At 32.6% G+C, this 18835-nt stretch carries 16 protein-coding genes and 1 pseudogene; 6 read left to right on the forward strand and 11 right to left on the reverse strand.

The window, feature by feature from the left end; genetic code table 11:
• Nucleotides 1-70: 70 nt before the first annotated feature.
• Nucleotides 71-556: a pantetheine-phosphate adenylyltransferase gene (coaD, locus tag L987_RS00645; protein WP_011303393.1), complete on the reverse strand. Its 486-nt coding sequence runs from the start codon at nucleotides 554-556 to the stop codon at nucleotides 71-73.
• 1 nt (nucleotide 557) lies between these two features.
• Nucleotides 558-1100, reverse strand: coding sequence for a 16S rRNA (guanine(966)-N(2))-methyltransferase RsmD (rsmD, locus tag L987_RS00650; RefSeq protein WP_047502430.1), 543 nt, complete (start codon nucleotides 1098-1100; stop codon nucleotides 558-560).
• Between the two features lie 69 nt (nucleotides 1101-1169).
• On the opposite strand from rsmD, the gene L987_RS00655 reads away from it, so the two are divergent.
• The gene (locus L987_RS00655; RefSeq protein ID WP_011303395.1) at nucleotides 1170-1559 is read left to right on the forward strand and encodes a DUF7147 family protein; all 390 of its coding nucleotides are present in this window, start codon (nucleotides 1170-1172) and stop codon (nucleotides 1557-1559) included.
• Between the two features lie 110 nt (nucleotides 1560-1669).
• Here the strand turns inward: L987_RS00655 and L987_RS00660 are convergent, their stop codons facing one another.
• The gene (locus L987_RS00660; RefSeq protein ID WP_011303396.1) at nucleotides 1670-1921 is read right to left on the reverse strand and encodes a YlbG family protein; all 252 of its coding nucleotides are present in this window, start codon (nucleotides 1919-1921) and stop codon (nucleotides 1670-1672) included.
• A gap of 131 nt (nucleotides 1922-2052) precedes the next feature.
• On the opposite strand from L987_RS00660, the gene L987_RS00665 reads away from it, so the two are divergent.
• Nucleotides 2053-2976 (forward strand): glycerophosphodiester phosphodiesterase, encoded by a 924-nt coding sequence (locus L987_RS00665; RefSeq protein ID WP_047502433.1) that lies wholly within the window; start codon nucleotides 2053-2055, stop codon nucleotides 2974-2976.
• Nucleotides 2977-3105: 129 nt separating this feature from the next.
• On the opposite strand, the gene L987_RS00670 is transcribed toward L987_RS00665, so the two are convergent.
• Nucleotides 3106-3540 (reverse strand): YlbF family regulator, encoded by a 435-nt coding sequence (locus tag L987_RS00670; protein ID WP_002483650.1) that lies wholly within the window; start codon nucleotides 3538-3540, stop codon nucleotides 3106-3108.
• Nucleotides 3541-3557: 17 nt separating this feature from the next.
• On the reverse strand, nucleotides 3558-4607 hold the full coding sequence (locus L987_RS00675) for a CAP-associated domain-containing protein (RefSeq protein ID WP_011303398.1): 1050 nt from the start codon (nucleotides 4605-4607) through the stop codon (nucleotides 3558-3560).
• A gap of 189 nt (nucleotides 4608-4796) precedes the next feature.
• On the opposite strand from L987_RS00675, the pseudogene L987_RS00680 reads away from it, so the two are divergent.
• Nucleotides 4797-7054: pseudogene (locus L987_RS00680) on the forward strand (ATP-binding cassette domain-containing protein).
• A 96-nt stretch (nucleotides 7055-7150) separates the two neighbouring features.
• Here the strand turns inward: L987_RS00680 and L987_RS00685 are convergent.
• Nucleotides 7151-7612, reverse strand: coding sequence for a DUF420 domain-containing protein (locus tag L987_RS00685; protein WP_011303401.1), 462 nt, complete (start codon nucleotides 7610-7612; stop codon nucleotides 7151-7153).
• A gap of 24 nt (nucleotides 7613-7636) precedes the next feature.
• Nucleotides 7637-8548 carry a heme o synthase gene (gene cyoE, locus L987_RS00690; RefSeq protein WP_002483654.1) on the reverse strand — a complete coding sequence of 304 codons (912 nt, stop codon included), beginning with the start codon at nucleotides 8546-8548 and terminating at the stop codon, nucleotides 7637-7639.
• 282 nt (nucleotides 8549-8830) lie between these two features.
• On the opposite strand from cyoE, the gene L987_RS00695 reads away from it, so the two are divergent.
• The gene (locus L987_RS00695) at nucleotides 8831-9739 is read left to right on the forward strand and encodes a COX15/CtaA family protein (RefSeq protein WP_011303402.1); all 909 of its coding nucleotides are present in this window, start codon (nucleotides 8831-8833) and stop codon (nucleotides 9737-9739) included.
• A 78-nt stretch (nucleotides 9740-9817) separates the two neighbouring features.
• On the opposite strand, the gene L987_RS00700 is transcribed toward L987_RS00695, so the two are convergent.
• From L987_RS00700 to L987_RS00710, 3 genes are all read right to left on the reverse strand, one after another.
• Complete coding sequence (locus L987_RS00700; protein ID WP_047502438.1) at nucleotides 9818-13273, reverse strand: pyruvate carboxylase; 3456 nt, start codon at nucleotides 13271-13273, stop codon at nucleotides 9818-9820.
• Between the two features lie 400 nt (nucleotides 13274-13673).
• On the reverse strand, nucleotides 13674-14909 hold the full coding sequence (ftsW, locus tag L987_RS00705) for a cell division peptidoglycan polymerase FtsW (RefSeq protein ID WP_047502441.1): 1236 nt from the start codon (nucleotides 14907-14909) through the stop codon (nucleotides 13674-13676).
• A gap of 376 nt (nucleotides 14910-15285) precedes the next feature.
• Nucleotides 15286-15561: a YlaN family protein gene (locus L987_RS00710; RefSeq protein ID WP_002483658.1), complete on the reverse strand. Its 276-nt coding sequence runs from the start codon at nucleotides 15559-15561 to the stop codon at nucleotides 15286-15288.
• 334 nt (nucleotides 15562-15895) lie between these two features.
• Here L987_RS00710 and L987_RS00715 point away from each other — a divergent pair, with 334 nt between their 5' ends.
• Nucleotides 15896-16378 (forward strand): hypothetical protein, encoded by a 483-nt coding sequence (locus L987_RS00715; protein ID WP_002483659.1) that lies wholly within the window; start codon nucleotides 15896-15898, stop codon nucleotides 16376-16378.
• A gap of 2 nt (nucleotides 16379-16380) precedes the next feature.
• The gene (locus tag L987_RS13350) at nucleotides 16381-16554 is read left to right on the forward strand and encodes a DUF2197 domain-containing protein (protein ID WP_011303405.1); all 174 of its coding nucleotides are present in this window, start codon (nucleotides 16381-16383) and stop codon (nucleotides 16552-16554) included.
• A gap of 356 nt (nucleotides 16555-16910) precedes the next feature.
• On the opposite strand, the gene typA is transcribed toward L987_RS13350, so the two are convergent.
• Nucleotides 16911-18758, reverse strand: coding sequence for a translational GTPase TypA (gene typA / locus L987_RS00720; RefSeq protein ID WP_002483661.1), 1848 nt, complete (start codon nucleotides 18756-18758; stop codon nucleotides 16911-16913).
• Nucleotides 18759-18835: the final 77 nt, after the last annotated feature.

Consider the following 18835-nt stretch of genomic DNA (forward strand, 5'->3'; position numbering starts at 1 on the left):
TACTTTGGTTTACAATTGCCTTGCAATTGCATAAGAACCACTAACCAACAAGTTGGTAAGTGGTTCTTTATCATTTTTTAAACTTTTCGTTTAACGCTTTTTCAACATGTACAGGTACAAAGTCTGAAACGTTTGCTTTATATGCTGCAACTTCTTTCACAACGCTAGAACTGATGAATGAATAATTTGTACTCGTCATCATATACATTGTCTCTACATTGCTGTTTAATTTTTTATTCATTGATGTAAGTCTTAATTCATATTCAAAATCACTCACAGCTCTTAATCCTCTTATAATCGTTTCTGCTCCAATTTTGTCACAAAAATCGACTAATAAACCATTGAAATGATGAACTGTTACGTTATTCAAATGTTTCACTGATTCTTCAATCAGCGCGATACGTTCTTCTATTGAAAATGTGCCTGACTTACCACTATTTTTCAATACACAAATATGTAGTTCATCAAAGCGATCCGCACTTCTATCTATGATATCGATATGACCATATGTAATCGGATCGAAACTTCCTGGAATGACTGCTTTAGTTGTAGACATATTAATCTCCTTTTTCTAATAACAAAGTGTCTGTCAAACCATAATGATAACGTTTTATCTCATGGAATGGCTCCGTCTTGATTTTTTCATGATGTTTAAACTCACAAACGATAATACCATTTTCTTTTAATAAATTAAACTTTGCAATACCTTCCAATGCTTCATCAATTAACCCTTTTTCATAAGGAGGATCTAAAAATATTACATCAAATTGTATTTCTCGTTTGGCTAAGGCCTTTAAAGCACGATCAGCATTGTTTTTATATACTTCTGCTTGTGTATCAATATTAAGGTTTTTTAAATTTGCTTTAATGACTTTTACAGCTTTAAAATTTTGATCAACAAATATCATTTGGTCAATGCCTCGAGATAATGCTTCAATTCCAAGTGCTCCACTACCAGCAAATAAATCAAGACCAATGCCAGAAACTTCGTGTAAACTATTAAATATACCTTCTTTTACTTTATCCATTGTCGGTCTAGTATTGCGTCCTTCTAAACTCTCAAGCGCCTTACTCTTATGTATTCCAGAAATTACTCTCATATGATTTACACTTCCATTCTCAAAATATATTTTATATAATGCATACTGCAGATAAGGAGGCATCGTATTTTGAAACAATCATTTATAAAGCTCGGAGAAGGCCTTACAGATTTATTCGAATTTAATACATTAATAGAATATAACCACCAACGTATAGCACATATCGTTTATTTTCATTCTCCAAATTGTGCACACGCACGTTCATCTGTCGCTATCATCATGCAACCAACCAGTGAACAACATTTCCAAGCAATGTATATTATGCTTAACGCAGTGAAATACCCTTACCCTGATTCCAATAAAAAATTTGAACTGATAAATAACCAGGCTGAAAAATATCACGTCAATATAAAAGCTGTTGACGTCCAGCCCGCCGAACGATTTCACGACACTGAATTATATTTTAATTATTTAACAAGTGTCTTGCGCTTACAAAGATGGATTCCACCTTTGCAATAATATAACAAAAAGCCACTATAGCTATTGCATATACTATTGTGGCTTTTCTATTGTTAACGCTGATATAGCAACTGCTTCAGTCAGTGTGCAGCAGTATCGTTAAGTTCATATTATAAAACTTCATGCTGTTCTTTCTCATAAACTTTCTTCAAATATTTATAAGGTGAACCTTCAACATGCTTCACGTATTTTAATCTCATTAATTTATCAACAACTTGATCCGCTTCGTCTTCATTAATGTACATGACAACAAATCTCTCTAGTCTATTAGTACTGACAATATGCCCGAATTTACGTACTTGTCTTTCATGCTTCATATGTTTTAGATATATAATTATACTTGTTCTTGGTACAATATTCATTTATTCATCACTCCATTTATTAGCTATTATATAATATCATGGCTTTTCCATTTTATAAATAATAATTATTTTGATGTAGCATGAACTTTTGCTATATTACTCTATATACCCAAATTTGAGGAGGAAGGCTCGTGACAAAAATTAATAACATAATTAAAGCTGGATTTTTAGGCACAGTCGGTTTGGTAGGAAGTTTAATTTTTATTAATAAATATAAAACACAACCGCATAATCAAAGTATACCACCTTTCTTTTCTAGAACTGCACCATATATTTTTGCACATCGAGGTGGTATGGCTGTCAGACCAGAGCAAACTAAGCTTGCTTTTGATAATGCACTCGCACATGATATAGATGGTTTTGAAACAGATGTCAGACTTACGAAAGACCATAAACTTGTAGTATTTCATGATGCTACTGTTGATCGTACTACAAATGGATCAGGTAAAGTATCTGAACACACCTTAGCAGAATTAAAACAACTAGATGCAGGTTATCGATTCACCGATATTAATGGGACTAAAGTTTATCGTGGACATGAAGATGCCAAAATATTATCATTTGATGAATTATTAGAACATTATCCAAATCAATTAATTAATGTGGATTTAAAAGATGACCCCAAAAGCAAAGAAGGTGAATTAGCGCCAGAAATCATTTATGAAGTCATCGTTGCACACCATGCACAAAAACGCGTTTTAGTGACAAGTTTTCACAGTCAACAAATTGAAAGATTTAATATAATTAGCCATGGTACTGTGGCGATTGGTGCAAGTCAAAATGAAGTAGCTGAAGGCGTATTGAAATTCTTCACAGGTCTTGGCAATACTTTCCAACCTCGTGCGAATACGTTTCAAATGCCTGTTTCTTTTAACGGGATTAAGCTAACATCGCCCAAGTTTATACAATGGTTAAACGAACGAAATATCGTTCCAGGCTACTATGGTGTTAACAATTTAGATATGATGAATGATTTAATCTTTTATGGTGCACATACCTTAGTCACTGATCGACCTGATTTAGCAGAAAGATTTAAAAATACGTATCCCAAATAATATTATAAAATAAACGACAAGTGCTATTTACAATGATTTCAATATCTGATTAAATTCACAAAAAAGGAGGCAGAGTCCTGTTAGCGCTCTGCCTCCTTTACTATTTTCTTAAAAATTCCAATCTATCTTTTATAATGAACAACCACATGAACCGCCAGTGGCACAACCACCTGATTCTTTTTGGAAAAATGGATTGCCCGCTTCAATCTTCACATTCTCAGAAACTGCGTAAGCAATTTTCACAATAACTTGATCTATCAATTCCTGCAAAGCAACTTCTTTTTGTTTATAATCCATCACTACATCAAGCATTTCATATGCACGTTTACGTTTACGTGTTTCTAACATGACACTTTGATAATCTGGATGATATTTACCAAACCGCATAATTTCATCATATTTTTCTTTAGATTTTAAGAAAGCTTGATAAAGTAGATGCGCTTCATCATCATTGGCTAATGTCTGTTCAGCTGTTTTGTATGCTTTATATAATCGAGATTGTAATATTTTATCACTGAGCATTTCTATTTCATCTAGCACTGTTAAAGTTTCTTCTGTAATCATCGTCGTCCATCTCCTTTCTATTTATCCTCTACGAAAATAAGTGTGTAATAACCATTTGTTACTTCGCCACCCATTTCATTATATTTTGAATTTAACATCCTTGATCTATGGATATCCGAATTTAACCAACTATGAATCAACGTAGGTACTTCATTAAAATCATATCCTACGTTTTGACTCGTGGAGACAAATGATATTTTTTGTTCATTCAACTGTTGTTTTAAAGCATCTTCTGTAAATTCAACACTATCAGTCCCTGTAGCTTCATACAAGTTAAATGATGCAATATGAGCTATATCATTGTTAATTTTAAGTGGCTTGGCATCCTTTAACTTTCTCATTTCATTTGTAATTTCATATAATGTCATCAATTGATTTGAATTTTGCTCATAGGGCAAATCACCATGCTCACTTTGAACTTCTTTATCTTCTTGAGAACTTAACATTTGATATGGTTTAAAGGCTGCTAAGGCTTCGCTATCTAAATATCTAACAGCTACAATTTCATTTGATTGTTGGTCAATATAAATTTGTGCATAAATATTTTTAAACTTTATAAGTGTTTGCGTCTTCATATCTAAATCAGATAATTCAAGTTCATATTCTTTACCATCAACTTTAATCGTTGGTTCAGGATTAATACTGTATTTCTCAAAAACATGTGATGCATTATCGGAAATCTTTAATGGATCGACTTTTGCATCTTTACCAGTTGCGTACACAGATTTAATAATATTATGCTTTGTTGTAACAAGATAATATTGATTATGCTCTTTAAATATATAATTTTTAAAATCACCTTTATATGAATAAACCCGTTCAGCTTGCCCATATGTATTTGTAAGTTTTTTTAGGTTTTGACCTACCCACGTACCGATACCTTCTTTTGGCATCGGATTTTCAACTGATTCCTCATTTTTATTAATATTTTCATTTTGAGTAGTCTTCGTTGAATCTTTATTAGGATTCTCCAAAACATCAAACTTTAAACGTGGTGAGTAAAAAAGGTAAATCAAGAAACATATTAATAACAGTACACCAATAATTTTAATTATTAATTTTTTCATCGCTCACCCACCTATACTTCTCTTTCATTTATTGTACATGTTTCAATATATCACAAACAAGGCATGCCGTCGTAATATTAGAAGTATATTGTAAAATACGACAGATTTTCAACATATTACGCTCTATTACAAATTAAGGTAATACACAACTCAACTTTGGGTATACTATGAAATAAGAGGTGAAAATGCATGTCAATGATACGCATACATGGCGCAAAGCAAAATAATTTAAAAAATATTTCTGTTGATATACCTAAACATCAAATAACTGTTTTTACTGGGCGTTCGGGTTCAGGAAAATCTTCTTTAGTGTTTAATACAATTGCCGCAGAATCAGAACGGCTTTTAAACGAAACTTACTCAACATACATACAACATCAACTAGCTCAATTTTCAAAACCAAAGGTCGACTTAATCGAACATTTACCAGTGGCAATGATTATAAATCAAAAAAGATTAGGTGGAAATTCTCGCTCTACAGTCGGTACAATCTCGGACATCTATGCATCTGTGAGATTACTTTGGTCACGAATTGGCAAACCGTTTGTTGGTTACTCAGATATCTTTTCATTTAATAATCCTAAAGGTATGTGTGAAACTTGTTCAGGGCTTGGTTACGTTGAGGACATTGATTTACATGAATTATTAGATTTTAATAAATCGCTCAATGAAGATGCGATACGTTTCCCTTCTTTCAGACCAGATAGTTGGCGAGGAAAACGCTATTTATATTCTGGTTTGTTTGACAACGATAAAAAATTAAAACATTTTACCAAAGAAGAACTAGATACCTTCTTGTACGCTAAGCCAATGAAAATTAAACACCCACCAGAAAACTGGCCTAAGACTGCAAAATTTGAAGGTCTCATCCATAGATTTAGACGTTCATTTTTATTGAATGACAACTTTGAAAAAATAAATTTAAAGAAGCGATTGATAGAGTGGTTACTTCTAAAAAATGCCCTACTTGTCACGGAAAAAGACTGAGCACTTCAGTTTTAAAGTGTAAAATCAATAACTTAGATATTGCTGATTTTACAAATTTATCAATTGATGATGCTTTAAAATTCATCAAAAAAATTGATTCACCAAAAGCAAATGTCATTATTGAACCATTGCAACAGCAGTTAGAATCATTGAGTTATATCGGCTTAAATTATTTAACTTTATCTAGAGAATCCACCTCTTTATCAGGTGGAGAATCACAAAGAATTAAACTCATTAGACATTTAAACAGTGCGTTGAGTGATTTAGTATATATTATTGATGAGCCGAGTATTGGACTTCATCCAGAAGATATTCAGCGTATTAATGAAATTATTCTGTCCTTGAAAAATAAAGGGAATACAGTTTTAGTAGTCGAACATGACCCAGATGTTATAAAAATAGCCGATTATATTATTGATTTAGGTCCTTTAGCTGGCAAATATGGTGGTGACATTACTTTTACAGGTAGTTATCATGAGTTACTCAATTCAACAACACATACAGGTGATGCTTTGCGCAGAATGCACCAATTAAAATCACCGAATTTAAGCGCTTCAAATTTCATAAATTTAAAGAATGTTTCTCGTAACAATATTAAGAATATGACTGTGACACTGCCTGAACAAGCTATGACTGTCGTAACTGGTGTTGCAGGTTCTGGTAAAAGTTCGTTAATCCATACAGGTTTAGAAGCGCTAGCAGACACCATTTTTATAGACCAAAAACCAGCGCATGCTTCGAGTCGCTCCAATTTATTGACTTATTTAAATATATTTGATGATGTGCGCTCATATTTTAGTGAAGTAACCGGTTTAAAGAAATCGTTGTTTAGCTATAATTCTGCAGGTGCTTGCCCTGAATGCCACGGTAAAGGCATTATCAAAACAGAGCTAGCCTTTATGCCAGATTTCACACAAACATGTGATGTTTGTCATGGTAAACGATACAAACCAGAAGTGTTAGATGTTAAAGTGGAGGGGTATAATATTGCTGATATTTTAGCATTAACGGTTGATGAAGCAATCACCTTTTTCAATAAAAATAAGGATATCGCTCAACCACTCCAAGCTTTAAAATCAACTGGTTTAAACTATATGACATTGGGACAAACACTTGATACATTGTCTGGTGGCGAAGTACAAAGAGTCAAATTAAGTAAATACTTAACAAAGACTGTCTACCAACATATCTTTGTTTTTGATGAACCAACGACTGGTTTACATGAAGATGATATCCCCATATTAATAGATTGCTTTAAACGACTCATCGATGAACACAATACAGTTGTTATTATAGAACATAATTTAACGATGATGACTTATGCTGATTGGATTATTGATATCGGCCCATTTGCAGGTGAAAAAGGGGGCCAATTACTTTATCAAGGGGAACCTCAAGGTTTACTTCAAATAAATGCGTCGCTTACAGCCAAGCACTTAAAAAGATATACAGAACGCTAATTGTCTTGTTAGCTATTCAAAACAAAGAGGAGTCATCTCATTGAGATGACTCCTCTTATATGCCTTTTAAAAAACTAACGCTTTATTTATTGATTATTATAATCCAAACGTTGCTTTAAGTAGCGATGTTGTCTCGCCACCTGGATATAATACGTAAAGCAATAGGTATACAGCTACACCTGTAATAGCTGTACAGAACCAGACAATCGATGCTATAGGTCCAACAAATCTATGTACCTTAAATTTATCTTTAAAGGCGGTAATGATTTGTACAAGTCCTAAAATGCCCCCGATTGTTGCCAAATTAATGTGGAAAATCAAGAAAATCGTATAATAAATTTTGATAGAATCTGGACCACCAAATGCAGTATTACCTATAAAAATTGTTCTTGAAGCATAAATGATAAAGAATGCTAGTGCAAAAAATGCTGCAGCCAACATTACCTTTTTATGACTTTCAATTTTTCTTTTCCATATTTGACGCCAACCTATTGCAATAAGGATTGCACTAATTACAATAAAGCTTGTACTGATTGTGGGTAAAATTGGTAAGTTCATATAATACATCCTTATCATAAGTTATTAAAACATTTGAATGAGCGAGATGACAACAACGAGTACGAAGAAAACGACTAAATAGTTTAGTGAATATATAAACATTTTTGTTGCCCATTTTGTTTGATCTGTATCTTTTTTGAAGCTTGTTAATCCTAAGTAAAGCCATCCTAAATTTAATAAAGTAGCTAACACAATAAATGTAACACCTAAGCTACTTAATAAGAATGGTAGTGGTAACAAGACAACTAACCAGAAAAACATACTTACTCTCGTACGATTAAATCCTTTAACTGATGGTAACATTGGTATATTTGCTAATGAATATTCATCCTTACGTTTAATTGCTAAAGCATAAAAATGAATCGGTTGCCAACAGAAGATAACTAAGAATAGTGCAACGGCTACTAAGCTTATATTTCCTTCTATCGCTGTCCAACCAATTAGCGGTGGAACTGCTCCTGGAAAACTACCTATGACTGTATTCCAAACCGTATGTCTTTTAGACCAAATTGAATAAAATGATACATAACCAACAATGCCCAATAGACCAATAACGCCTGAAGGTATATTGAGTGCAAATAGTAATGCTTCCCCTATGAGCATCATTCCAAAGCTGAGAATTAATAAATTTCTATTTGAAATTCTTTCATTAACTGTAGGTCTCTGTTGTTTACTTGGCATGATACTGTCAATATCTTGATCGTAGTAATTATTTAAAGCACATGCGCCCCCCATAATTAACGTAGAGCCCACTAACATCATTAAGATTTGTGGTATTGACGAGAGGAAGGAATGATTTGCCAACACAATCGCTAACCATGATCCAGCAAATGCAGGAATTAAATTCCCTTGAACCAAGCCCATTTTGATGATTTGCTGTAACTCTTTAAAAGTTACACGGCTAGAATTATGCGCCAAAGTTTGTTCTTTGTTCATAATTTCCCTCCTATTTTTTTCATATAATACAATGATATATTAATTTTGTTCAATTGACTACATTAATGTAAAGATATTTGTGACACTTTATCGACATTAGCAAAAAGTCATTTTTGTGACACATTTTATTTGCTATTTATTGTTATAATAAAATTTAAGATTTATGAACATATAAAAATATATAAATGAGATGTATCATTATGTATACCTAAGTTGCTTTTAGCACTACTGGGCGTAATTAAATATTTTCATTATTATATTTTTAAAGTGGGGGGTTAATTCTTGTTTAGCAAAAAAAACCTTAAATGGTTATCTGTGTTAGCAACAGTCATAATGGCTTTTGTTCAACTTGGTGGCGCGTTAGTAACAAAAACAGGTTCAGCAGATGGTTGTGGATCTGACTGGCCACTTTGTCATGGCGCGTTCTTACCTCAAAATTTACCAATCCAAACATTAATTGAATTAAGTCATCGTGCAGTATCTGGCTTATCATTAATTGTCGTTTTATGGTTGGTTATTGTTGCTTGGAAACATATTGGTTATATCAAAGAAGTTAAACCATTATCTTGTATTAGTGTTGGTTTCTTACTAATTCAGGCTTTAGTTGGTGCGGCAGCAGTAATGTGGCAACAAAATGCATATGTATTAGCACTTCACTTTGGTATCTCTTTAATTTCCTTTTCATCTGTATTTGTATTAACTTTAATTATATATGAAGTTGACCGTAAATATGAAGCTGATGAATTGTTTATTAGAAAACCATTGAGAATTTATACATGGATTATGGCACTCATTGTTTATATGACGATATATACAGGTGCTTTAGTAAGACATAAAGAAGCAAGTTTAGCGTATGGTCAATGGCCATTACCGTTTAATGATTTAATGCCACATAATGTTCAGGATTGGGTAAATTTAACACATAGAGGTATGGCACTCATTGCCTTTATTTGGATTTTAATTACATTTATCCACGCCGTAAACAATTATAGAGAAAATCGTACAATTCGTTACGGTTATACAGCGGCATTTATTTTAGTTATCTTACAAGTAACTACAGGCGCATTATCCATTATTACTGAAGTTAATTTATTCATCGCATTGTTACATGCATTGTTTATTACATTACTCTTCGGATTAATCGCATACTTTATCATATTAATGTTACGTACAATTCGAAGTGGCGGATAATTAACGTTTTGGGTATATAATCACATAAAAAAGCAAGCTCAGTTTTTAAGAAAACTGAGCTTGCTTTTTATTTTTAAACTAATCAACAGGTTCTTTTTCAATTTCAATCAATAAGTCGCCTGTTTCAATCGCTTCACCACTTTGTACTGTTACTTTTTTAACAACGCCATCAAACGGTGCTTGAATCGTTGTTTCCATCTTCATAGCTTCAGTAATCAATAACGCTTGACCACTCGTTACAGATTCTCCTTCAGCAATCTTCACTTCCGTAACTGAACCTGGCATTTGTGCACCAATATGATTTGGGTTTAATTTATCTGCTTTTGGCTTAACACTTTCATTCGCCTTAACATTTTCATCTTGAATAAAGATACGTCGCGCTTGGCCATTCATATCATAAAAGATTGTACGTATACCTTTTTCATCTGGTTCCGTAATTGTCTTAAGTGTAATGATTAAACGTTTACCTGTATCAATTTCAATCTCAACCGTTTCATTTGAACGCATACCAAAGAAGAATGTTGGCGTATCTAAAAGAGACACATTTCCAAATTGTTTTTGTGTTGCTATAAATTGTTCGTAAACTTTAGGATATAGCACATAACTTATGATGTCTTGTTCTGTTACTTCTCTCTCTTGTTTTTCTTCTAATTCTTTTCTTACTGCTTCAAAATCAACAGGATCTAAATGTTCCCCTGGTCGATCTGTAATGGCAGATTGCCCTTTGAGAATAACTTTTTGTAACGTTTTATTGAAACCATTGACCGGCTGTCCAATATCACCTTTAAAGAATGACACAACTGATTCAGGGAAATCCAATTTATAGCCATCTTTTATAATAGTATCTTCATTTAAATCATTTTGTACCATGTACAATGCCATGTCACCTACAACTTTAGATGACGGCGTTACTTTAACAATATCACCAAATAAGAAGTTCACACGTCTATACATTTCTTTTACTTCATTAAATCGATTGCCTAATCCTAAACTTTTAGCTTGTTGGCTTAGGTTCGAATATTGACCACCAGGCATTTCGTGTTTATAAATTTCAGTATTAGGTGATTTAATATCACTTTCAAAATCACTGTAATATTGACGTACTGTACCCCAATAGTGTGATAACTCTTCCATACCATCTACATCTGCACGCATATTTCTATCAAATCCATTTAATGCATAATATAAAGAGTTGCCACTTGGTTGGCTTGTTAAACCACTCATAGAAGCTACTGCAGTATCAATGACGTCTACACCTGCATCTATAGCTTGTTTATACACTAATAAACCATTTCCACTTGTGTCATGTGTGTGTAAGTGAATTGGTAAATCAACCGCAGCTTTCAATTCTCCAATTAGTTCATTGGCAGCTTTAGGTTTCAATAATCCCGCCATATCTTTAATCGCTAATATATGGAATCCTTCACGTTCAAGTGTTTTCGCCATATCAACATAGTATTGTAAAGTATAAATATCCGAACGATTTGGATTTAATATGTCTCCTGTATAACAAATCGTCCCTTCCGAAATTTTACCCGCTTCTTGTACAGCTTCATTGGCCACTTTCATTTGATCAACCCAATTTAAAGAGTCAAAGATACGGAACACGTCTATGCCAGCTTCTGAACTTTCTTTAACGAATTTTTTTATAACATTGTCTGGATAATTTTTATATCCAACAGCATTTGAGGCGCGTAATAACATTTGGAATAAAACATTTGGAATTTCTTTTCTTAATCTTTCTAAGCGTTCCCATGGATTTTCTTTCAAGAAATTATACGCAACATCAAAAGTTGCACCGCCCCACATCTCTAATGAAAAGCTGTCTTTCATTACTTGAGCTGTTTTAGAAGCAATATTCATCATGTCTTTTGTTCTCACACGTGTAGCTAATAATGACTGATGCGCATCTCTAAATGTAGTGTCGGTGATTAATACATCGTCTTGCTCTTTTAACCATTCTGCTACTGCCTTAGGTCCTTTAGTATCCAGTATTTGTTTCGTTCCCTCTAATTTTGCTATTTCTTTTCTAGGGATTTGTGGAATTGGCGATGTTTCATAGATCGGTTTAGGTCGTTTTTCTACATTTGGAAATCCATTAATCGAAACATTACCAATATATTCTAACGTTTTTGTACCTCTATCTAATATCGGTTCAATATCAAATAACTCAGGTGTCTGCTCAATGAATTTAGTAGTATAATCACCTGTTTTAAATTGCTCATTTCTCATAACATTAATTAAAAACGGAACATTGGTTTTCACACCACGGATTCGCATTTCTTGTAATGAACGATCCATTTTTTCATTTGCTTGTTTGTAAGACATAGCGTGTGTAGATAATTTTACCAATAACGAATCATAATAAGGTGAAATTTCTGCACCTTGGAATCCATCACCAGCATCTAATCTCACTCCAAAACCACCGCTTGAACGATAAGCTATGATACGTCCAGTATCTGGCATAAAATCATTTGTTGGATCTTCAGTAGTAATACGACATTGAATCGCATATCCTAATGTTTTAATATCTGCTTGACTTGGCATACTTATTTCTTCGTCAAATAGATTTTCACCATCAGCAACAAGTATTTGTGTTTTAACGATATCAACACCTGTAATCATCTCAGTAATCGTATGTTCCACTTGAACACGCGGATTAACTTCAATGAAGTAGAATTCTTCGCCCGATACAAGGAATTCCACCGTACCTGCATTGACATATTCAATATTTTCCATTAATTGGATTGCTGCTTCACAGATACGTTCCCTTAAATCATCTGACAATGCAACTGAAGGTGCCACTTCTACTACCTTTTGGTGTCGTCTTTGTACAGAACAATCACGTTCATATAAATGTACGATATTACCATGTTCATCACCGATAACTTGTACTTCAATATGTTTCGGATTGTCTATATATTTTTCAATATATACTTCACTATTACCAAATGATTTTTCCGCTTCAGATTTAGCTCGATGGAATGCGTCTTCTAATTCATCTTCCGATTGTACGATACGCATACCTTTACCGCCGCCACCACTTGTCGCTTTAATCATCAATGGGTAACCTGCTTCATTAGCAAATGCAATCGCATCCTCTTGATTATCAATAGGACCATCCGTACCTGGAATGACTCTTAAATCCGCATTAATCGCTGTTGTTCTTGCCTTAACTTTATCGCCAAACATGTCTAAATGTTCAACACGTGGACCAATAAATTTAATTCCTTCTTCTTGACATCTACGAGCAAATGTTTCATTTTCACTTAAAAAGCCATAACCAGGATGTATCGCATCTACATCTGCACGCTTAGCAACATCAATGATTCTTTCTATATCTAAATAAGATTCAGCAGGTCCTAAATCTTTGCCTACTAAATAAGATTCATCTGCTTTATATCTATGTAAAGATCCTTTATCTTCATTTGAATAAATTGCAACTGTTTTAATATCTAATTCTGTCGCTGCCCTAAAAATTCTTATTGCTATTTCACCACGATTGGCTACCAAAAGCTTGTTTATTTGTTTCACATCATGGTCCCCCTTAAATTTTGAATTTTCTAAAAAGTTAGATATGATTTTCATTATAGCAAAATACGAACAATGTATACAGTAATAAATTATTAAGTTTTATCTTGAAACTATTTATAAGATGTTAAATTGTAAAATTTTTATAATTTAAATGTACTTCTTCCGAATGAATCGAAAGCCTTACTATAACAAGCTTAGAAGAAAATTATATCACGTATTACAATTAATAAAAAGTTATTACTATTGATAACTTTTTATTATCATTATATCTATCTGTAAAAAGTATTTCAAAATTAGGTTTAAATTGTAAAAAAATAGACAAACATTTCAACTATTAAAAGTTGAAACGTTTGTCTTTAAATCCTTTTACTGATTATTAAACATTTAATTTAGTTTTTTATTAATACCGTCTAGTCATTCCGATATGAGTCTTTTTCTTATTCTCTTGTTTTTTTCTATAAGCTTCTATTCTTATTTGTTTACCGGTAATAAGTAATAAACCTAAAGCGATACTTAAACTAATCATAGATGAACCACCAAAACTGATAAATGGTAATGGCACCCCTGTTAAAGGAATTGTACCTGAAATACCACCTAAATTAACGAAAGTTTGACTTCCTATATAACTAGCTACACCAACACATACGAGTTTATAAAAATAAGAATTTGTCTTATTAGCTAACTCAAAGGCTCTATAGACGATAAAGAATAGTAAACAAATGACTACAAGGCCACCTACTAAACCTAATTCTTCACATATAATAGAAAAAATAAAATCTGTATGTGGTTCAGGCAAATAACCTAATTTCATGATACTGTTGCCTAGGCCTCTACCTAGCAAGCCACCATTCCCGATGGCAATTAGGGAATTAGAAATATGATACCCCGTACCTGATTCTTGGCTAAATGGATTTGTTAACGTACTAAATCTCGCTGTTAAGTAATCTGGTACTAAACCAATAATTAAGAAGAGCGAGCCAATAATAACGACACCTACTATAATTAACAGACCGTATTTAATGGACTTTTGGACACCAATACCAGCATAGAAAAGTATTGAAACGAATATAATCATAATCAATAACGTTTGTCCGACATCGCGCTGTAACAGCACTAATGCGATACACAATCCTGCTAAAATAATTGGTGAAGTCATTAATTTTGGCTGTTTAAATACTTTTGGTCGTTTCTTTTCAATCATGTAAGGAATATATAAGATGATTGCAATTTTCAACAATTCAGAAGCTTGTAAATTCATAAAACCTAAATTAATCCAACTTTTGGAACCATTGATATTACTACCAACAACTAGTGTTGCAGCAAGTAAAATAATGATGCCAATCATCATCCATTTTTGAAATCTAATTGTTTCTAATAATTTAACATTCATGAAGAATGCCATGAAAAATACTATAACTAAACTCATTATCACGTACATTAATTGTCTTGTATAAAAGTACGTACCTGGTACGGATATGCCACCTGTCAACGATCCTTTTGTAGCAGCAACCATACTTGCACTATATACCATAACCAAACCAATTAGACATAATAATAAATATGTAACTACGAGTGGATAATCGATATATTTGGCATTTTTACTTATATATCGAAAAAACCGTTTTATGTTATTCATATGACATATCATCCAATTCTAATTTTTAATATTCTATTTGTTAATTCGATAACTGTATTTAATAAAAGTGATTTGAATCATCCGTAATCCTTTTACGGTAATCGTTTGATAAAAATAAATTTTACTTTTAACATTATATCAAACATTGTAACAATTTCTCGAGCAAATATAACACTAATAATCATTATTTTATTTTATTGTTGAGTTATTTTTTTAAAGCACGACAAAAGTGGCTAAGAAATGATCAACAAATGATTGATGTCCCAGCCACTTTCACAATACTTATGTAGTTTTAAATAATAAATTCCTATATAAGTTTATATATCAATTTTGGAATCTTATGTTTCCAGAAATAAATCTACCTACTGTAACCAAATTAAACATTAGTAAATGCATCATGCAATTTAGAAAGTTCTTTTTCTAAACGAAGCATTAAATCTTTGCCCACTTCTCTGTCAACTAAACCAAGTTGTACAGCAAAATCCACTTCTTTTTGTAATCCAAACATTTGTGTATCAAGTACTTCTTCATATAATGGGCATTGAGGTAATGTAAGATTATCCATTTGTACTTTAATAAGTTGGAGAATCCTATCAGCATCTTTATTCAATTGGTCATATGCCGCATTGTTAATTTTTTGATTTTTTTCCAAGACATACTCCCCCTATCAATTGTAACTTTATAAGAAGAGTGTATCTTACTAAATAGTAAAAAGCAAGTGAATTCAAGAATATACGTTACTGTCTAATTTGTGATAATATTAATAGTAACGATAATTTAATTTACTCTTATTTATAATCAATGTGCCTTTATACAGGCCATTACTTGAAAACGGTTTAATGATTTTTATTTTTTAGCTCTGCTAAACTTGAATTAAATGTAACATAGATAAGTGTTTTGTTCACAAAAAAGTCATTTTTATCACTAAAATTTTTTCAATAAAATGATTATAGATATTTGTAATTTATGCCAATAGGAGTGGGATTATGATTCAAATTAAGGGTGAAGTTAAATTTCCAATTACGCTAGATAGTACGACTTGGATTTTTGATGACAGAAAAGTACAAATTGAAGATTTAGAACAAGGCGTTTTTGACGGCACAAAGCCAATCAATTTTGACGATAATCGCGAATGGAATAGAGCCATTCTAGAAGGTCAAACGAATCCGCCAACTCTAAATTCAGAAATTAAATATAAAAGACGCGCAGTATTAGAAAAATCTTTTGTTATCAATATGACACCATTTTTCAAAAATGCTGAACCTCATGATAATGCAACCACAATACGTTTGTTTAATGATAATGAGTCAATTGAAATACCAATCGACTTGTTACCTTACCTCTTTTTCCAATTCGCCAAAGATGGTAAAAGATTATATGAGGATTATTCTGTTGATAGCTTTGTTTATATTCCTGAAGAAGGATATTCTTATCAGTTTCAATATGTTACTGGTATAGAGGTGATCTAGTTATGAAGAAAGTGAAATGTATCATTTGTGATACGGAAGTGTTCATAGATCAAAATACATTAGAAGCCAAAAGATTACGTAACGATCCAATGCATACGTTTATGTGTGATGAATGTAAAAGTAGACTTGATACACCAAAACAACGTAATCAAGATACAACGTATAATCATCGTTAAACAGTTAAATATGTATTAAAACGTTTCTTAAAATTTGATAATAATATACTAACAACCCAATAAAGCATCCGTGACATAAATGTCTCTAATTAATAAGGCACCTCATTTTTAAATTATTTAATGGTAATTTAAAAATGAGGTGCCTTTATTTTTTGAATATTAATATACGTATTTTGAATCATAACATAACTTGCTGGCGCCCAGAGCAATAGTAAGCGTGTGAGACTATAAGCTCGTCTATCTTACAAGCCTGAGATGGTTAAAATAATAATATTTTAAATATAAAGAAGACTCATCCTTAATACGAATGAGTCCTCTTATATTGAAATTAAAATGTTTTAGAAAAAAACGTTTTATTATTCATCTTCTTGCATTAATTGTTTAATACGTTTCGCTTCTTTTTCACGTGCATTTTTCTCTAATACTGTTTTTCTAATACGGATGTTTTCTGGCGTAGCTTCTACAAGTTCATCGTCATTAATAAATTGTAAAGCTTCTTCAAGTGTTAACGTTCTTGGACGTTTCATTGTAACTGTTTGGTCTTTATTAGAAGAACGTACGTTAGTTTGGTTTTTCTCTTTCGTTACATTAACTGTTAAGTCATTTTCACGGTTATGTTCACCAACAACCATACCTTCATAAACTTCAGTACCTGGTTCCATAAAGTTTACACCACGGTCTTCTAAGCCCATAAGTGCATATGAACTTGCTTTACCTTGATCTAATGATACTAATGCGCCATTTCTTCTACCACCGATACGGCCTTTAACACGTGGTTTAAATTCTTCAAATGTATGGTTAATAATACCATAACCACGTGTTTGAGACATAAATTCAGTAGTATAACCGATTAATCCACGCGCTGGTACCATAAAGATAATACGTGTTAAGCCATTGTCTGTAGTGACCATGTCTAACATTTCACCTTTACGTTGTCCTAATGATTCAATCACAGCACCTGTATATTCTTGTGGTACTTCACATTGTACACGTTCAAATGGCTCACATTGTACGCCATCAATTTCTCTTAAGATAACTTGTGGTTTAGAAACTTGTAATTCGAAACCTTCACGTCTCATATTTTCAATTAATATAGATAAGTGTAATTCACCACGACCTGCAACAATCCATTTATCTGGAGATTCAGTTTGTGTAACTTTTAAAGAAACGTCTGTTTCTAATTGTTGATCTAAACGTTCTTGAATTTGACGTGAAGTCACGTAATCACCTTCACGACCTGCGAATGGAGAATTGTTTACTCTGAAAGTCATTTCTAGTGTTGGTTCATCAATTCTTAATACTGGTAATGCCTCTTGGTTATCAGTTGGCGTTACTGTTTCACCAACGTTAATATCTTCCATTCCTGATACAGCAATTAGGTCCCCAGCATATGCTTCATTAACTTCTTCACGTTTCAAACCGAAGAAACCAAAGATTTTTGTTACACGGAAGTTTTTAATTGATCCGTCTAATTTAATCAATGATACATTGTCACCGACACGCATTGTTCCTCTAAATACACGACCAACACCAATACGTCCTAAATAGTCACTATAGTCTAATAGTGCTGTTTGGAATTGAAGTGGCTCATCTCTATTATCTACAGGAGCTGGTACATAATCAATGATTGTTTCATACAATGATTGCATGTTTTCATCTTGTTTTTCTGGATCTAAACTTGCAGTACCATTCACTGCTGAAGCATATACAACTGGGAAATCAAGTTGTTCATCGTTTGCTTCTAATTCAATAAATAAGTCTAAAACTTCATCAACTACACCTTCAGGTCTAGCTTCTGGTTTGTCAATTTTATTTACAACTACAACTGGTTTCAAGTTTTGTTCTAATGCTTTTTTCAAAACAAAGCGTGTTTGAGGCATTGTACCTTCATATGCATCTACTACTAAAACAACACCATCAACCATTTTCATGATACGTTCTACTTCTCCACCGAAGTCAGCATGTCCTGGTGTATCTAATATATTAATTCGATTATCTTTGTAATTTACTGCTGTATTTTTCGCAAGGATAGTGATACCACGTTCTCTTTCAATATCATTTGAATCCATTGCTCTTTCGTCTACGTGCTCATTCTCACGGAAAATTCCTGATTGTTTTAACAATTCGTCTACAAGTGTCGTTTTACCATGGTCAACGTGAGCAATGATAGCTATATTACGAACATCTTCTCTTATTTTAGTCATTTTTATACAATTTCCTTTCTCGAGTAAATTCCCACTTTTCTTTGCAACTTTTTTATTATATCATATAATTGATTAAA

Origin of the sequence: Staphylococcus sp. ZWU0021 (assembly GCF_000798895.1) — a bacterium.
Lineage (GTDB): Bacteria > Bacillota > Bacilli > Staphylococcales > Staphylococcaceae > Staphylococcus > Staphylococcus saprophyticus.

What these genes read in the sequence shown, in the direction of transcription:
- coaD (WP_011303393.1), bottom strand. Translation starts at nt 556, where the DNA reads ATGTCTACAACTAAAGCAGTCATTCCAGGAAGTTTCGATCCGATTACA.
- rsmD (WP_047502430.1), bottom strand. Translation starts at nt 1,100, where the DNA reads ATGAGAGTAATTTCTGGAATACATAAGAGTAAGGCGCTTGAGAGTTTA.
- L987_RS00660 (WP_011303396.1), bottom strand. Translation starts at nt 1,921, where the DNA reads ATGAATATTGTACCAAGAACAAGTATAATTATATATCTAAAACATATG.
- L987_RS00670 (WP_002483650.1), bottom strand. Translation starts at nt 3,540, where the DNA reads ATGATTACAGAAGAAACTTTAACAGTGCTAGATGAAATAGAAATGCTC.
- L987_RS00675 (WP_011303398.1), bottom strand. Translation starts at nt 4,607, where the DNA reads ATGAAAAAATTAATAATTAAAATTATTGGTGTACTGTTATTAATATGT.
- L987_RS00685 (WP_011303401.1), bottom strand. Translation starts at nt 7,612, where the DNA reads ATGAACTTACCAATTTTACCCACAATCAGTACAAGCTTTATTGTAATT.
- cyoE (WP_002483654.1), bottom strand. Translation starts at nt 8,548, where the DNA reads ATGAACAAAGAACAAACTTTGGCGCATAATTCTAGCCGTGTAACTTTT.
- ftsW (WP_047502441.1), bottom strand. Translation starts at nt 14,909, where the DNA reads ATGAATAACATAAAACGGTTTTTTCGATATATAAGTAAAAATGCCAAA.
- L987_RS00715 (WP_002483659.1), top strand. Translation starts at nt 15,896, where the DNA reads ATGATTCAAATTAAGGGTGAAGTTAAATTTCCAATTACGCTAGATAGT.
- L987_RS13350 (WP_011303405.1), top strand. Translation starts at nt 16,381, where the DNA reads ATGAAGAAAGTGAAATGTATCATTTGTGATACGGAAGTGTTCATAGAT.
- typA (WP_002483661.1), bottom strand. Translation starts at nt 18,758, where the DNA reads ATGACTAAAATAAGAGAAGATGTTCGTAATATAGCTATCATTGCTCAC.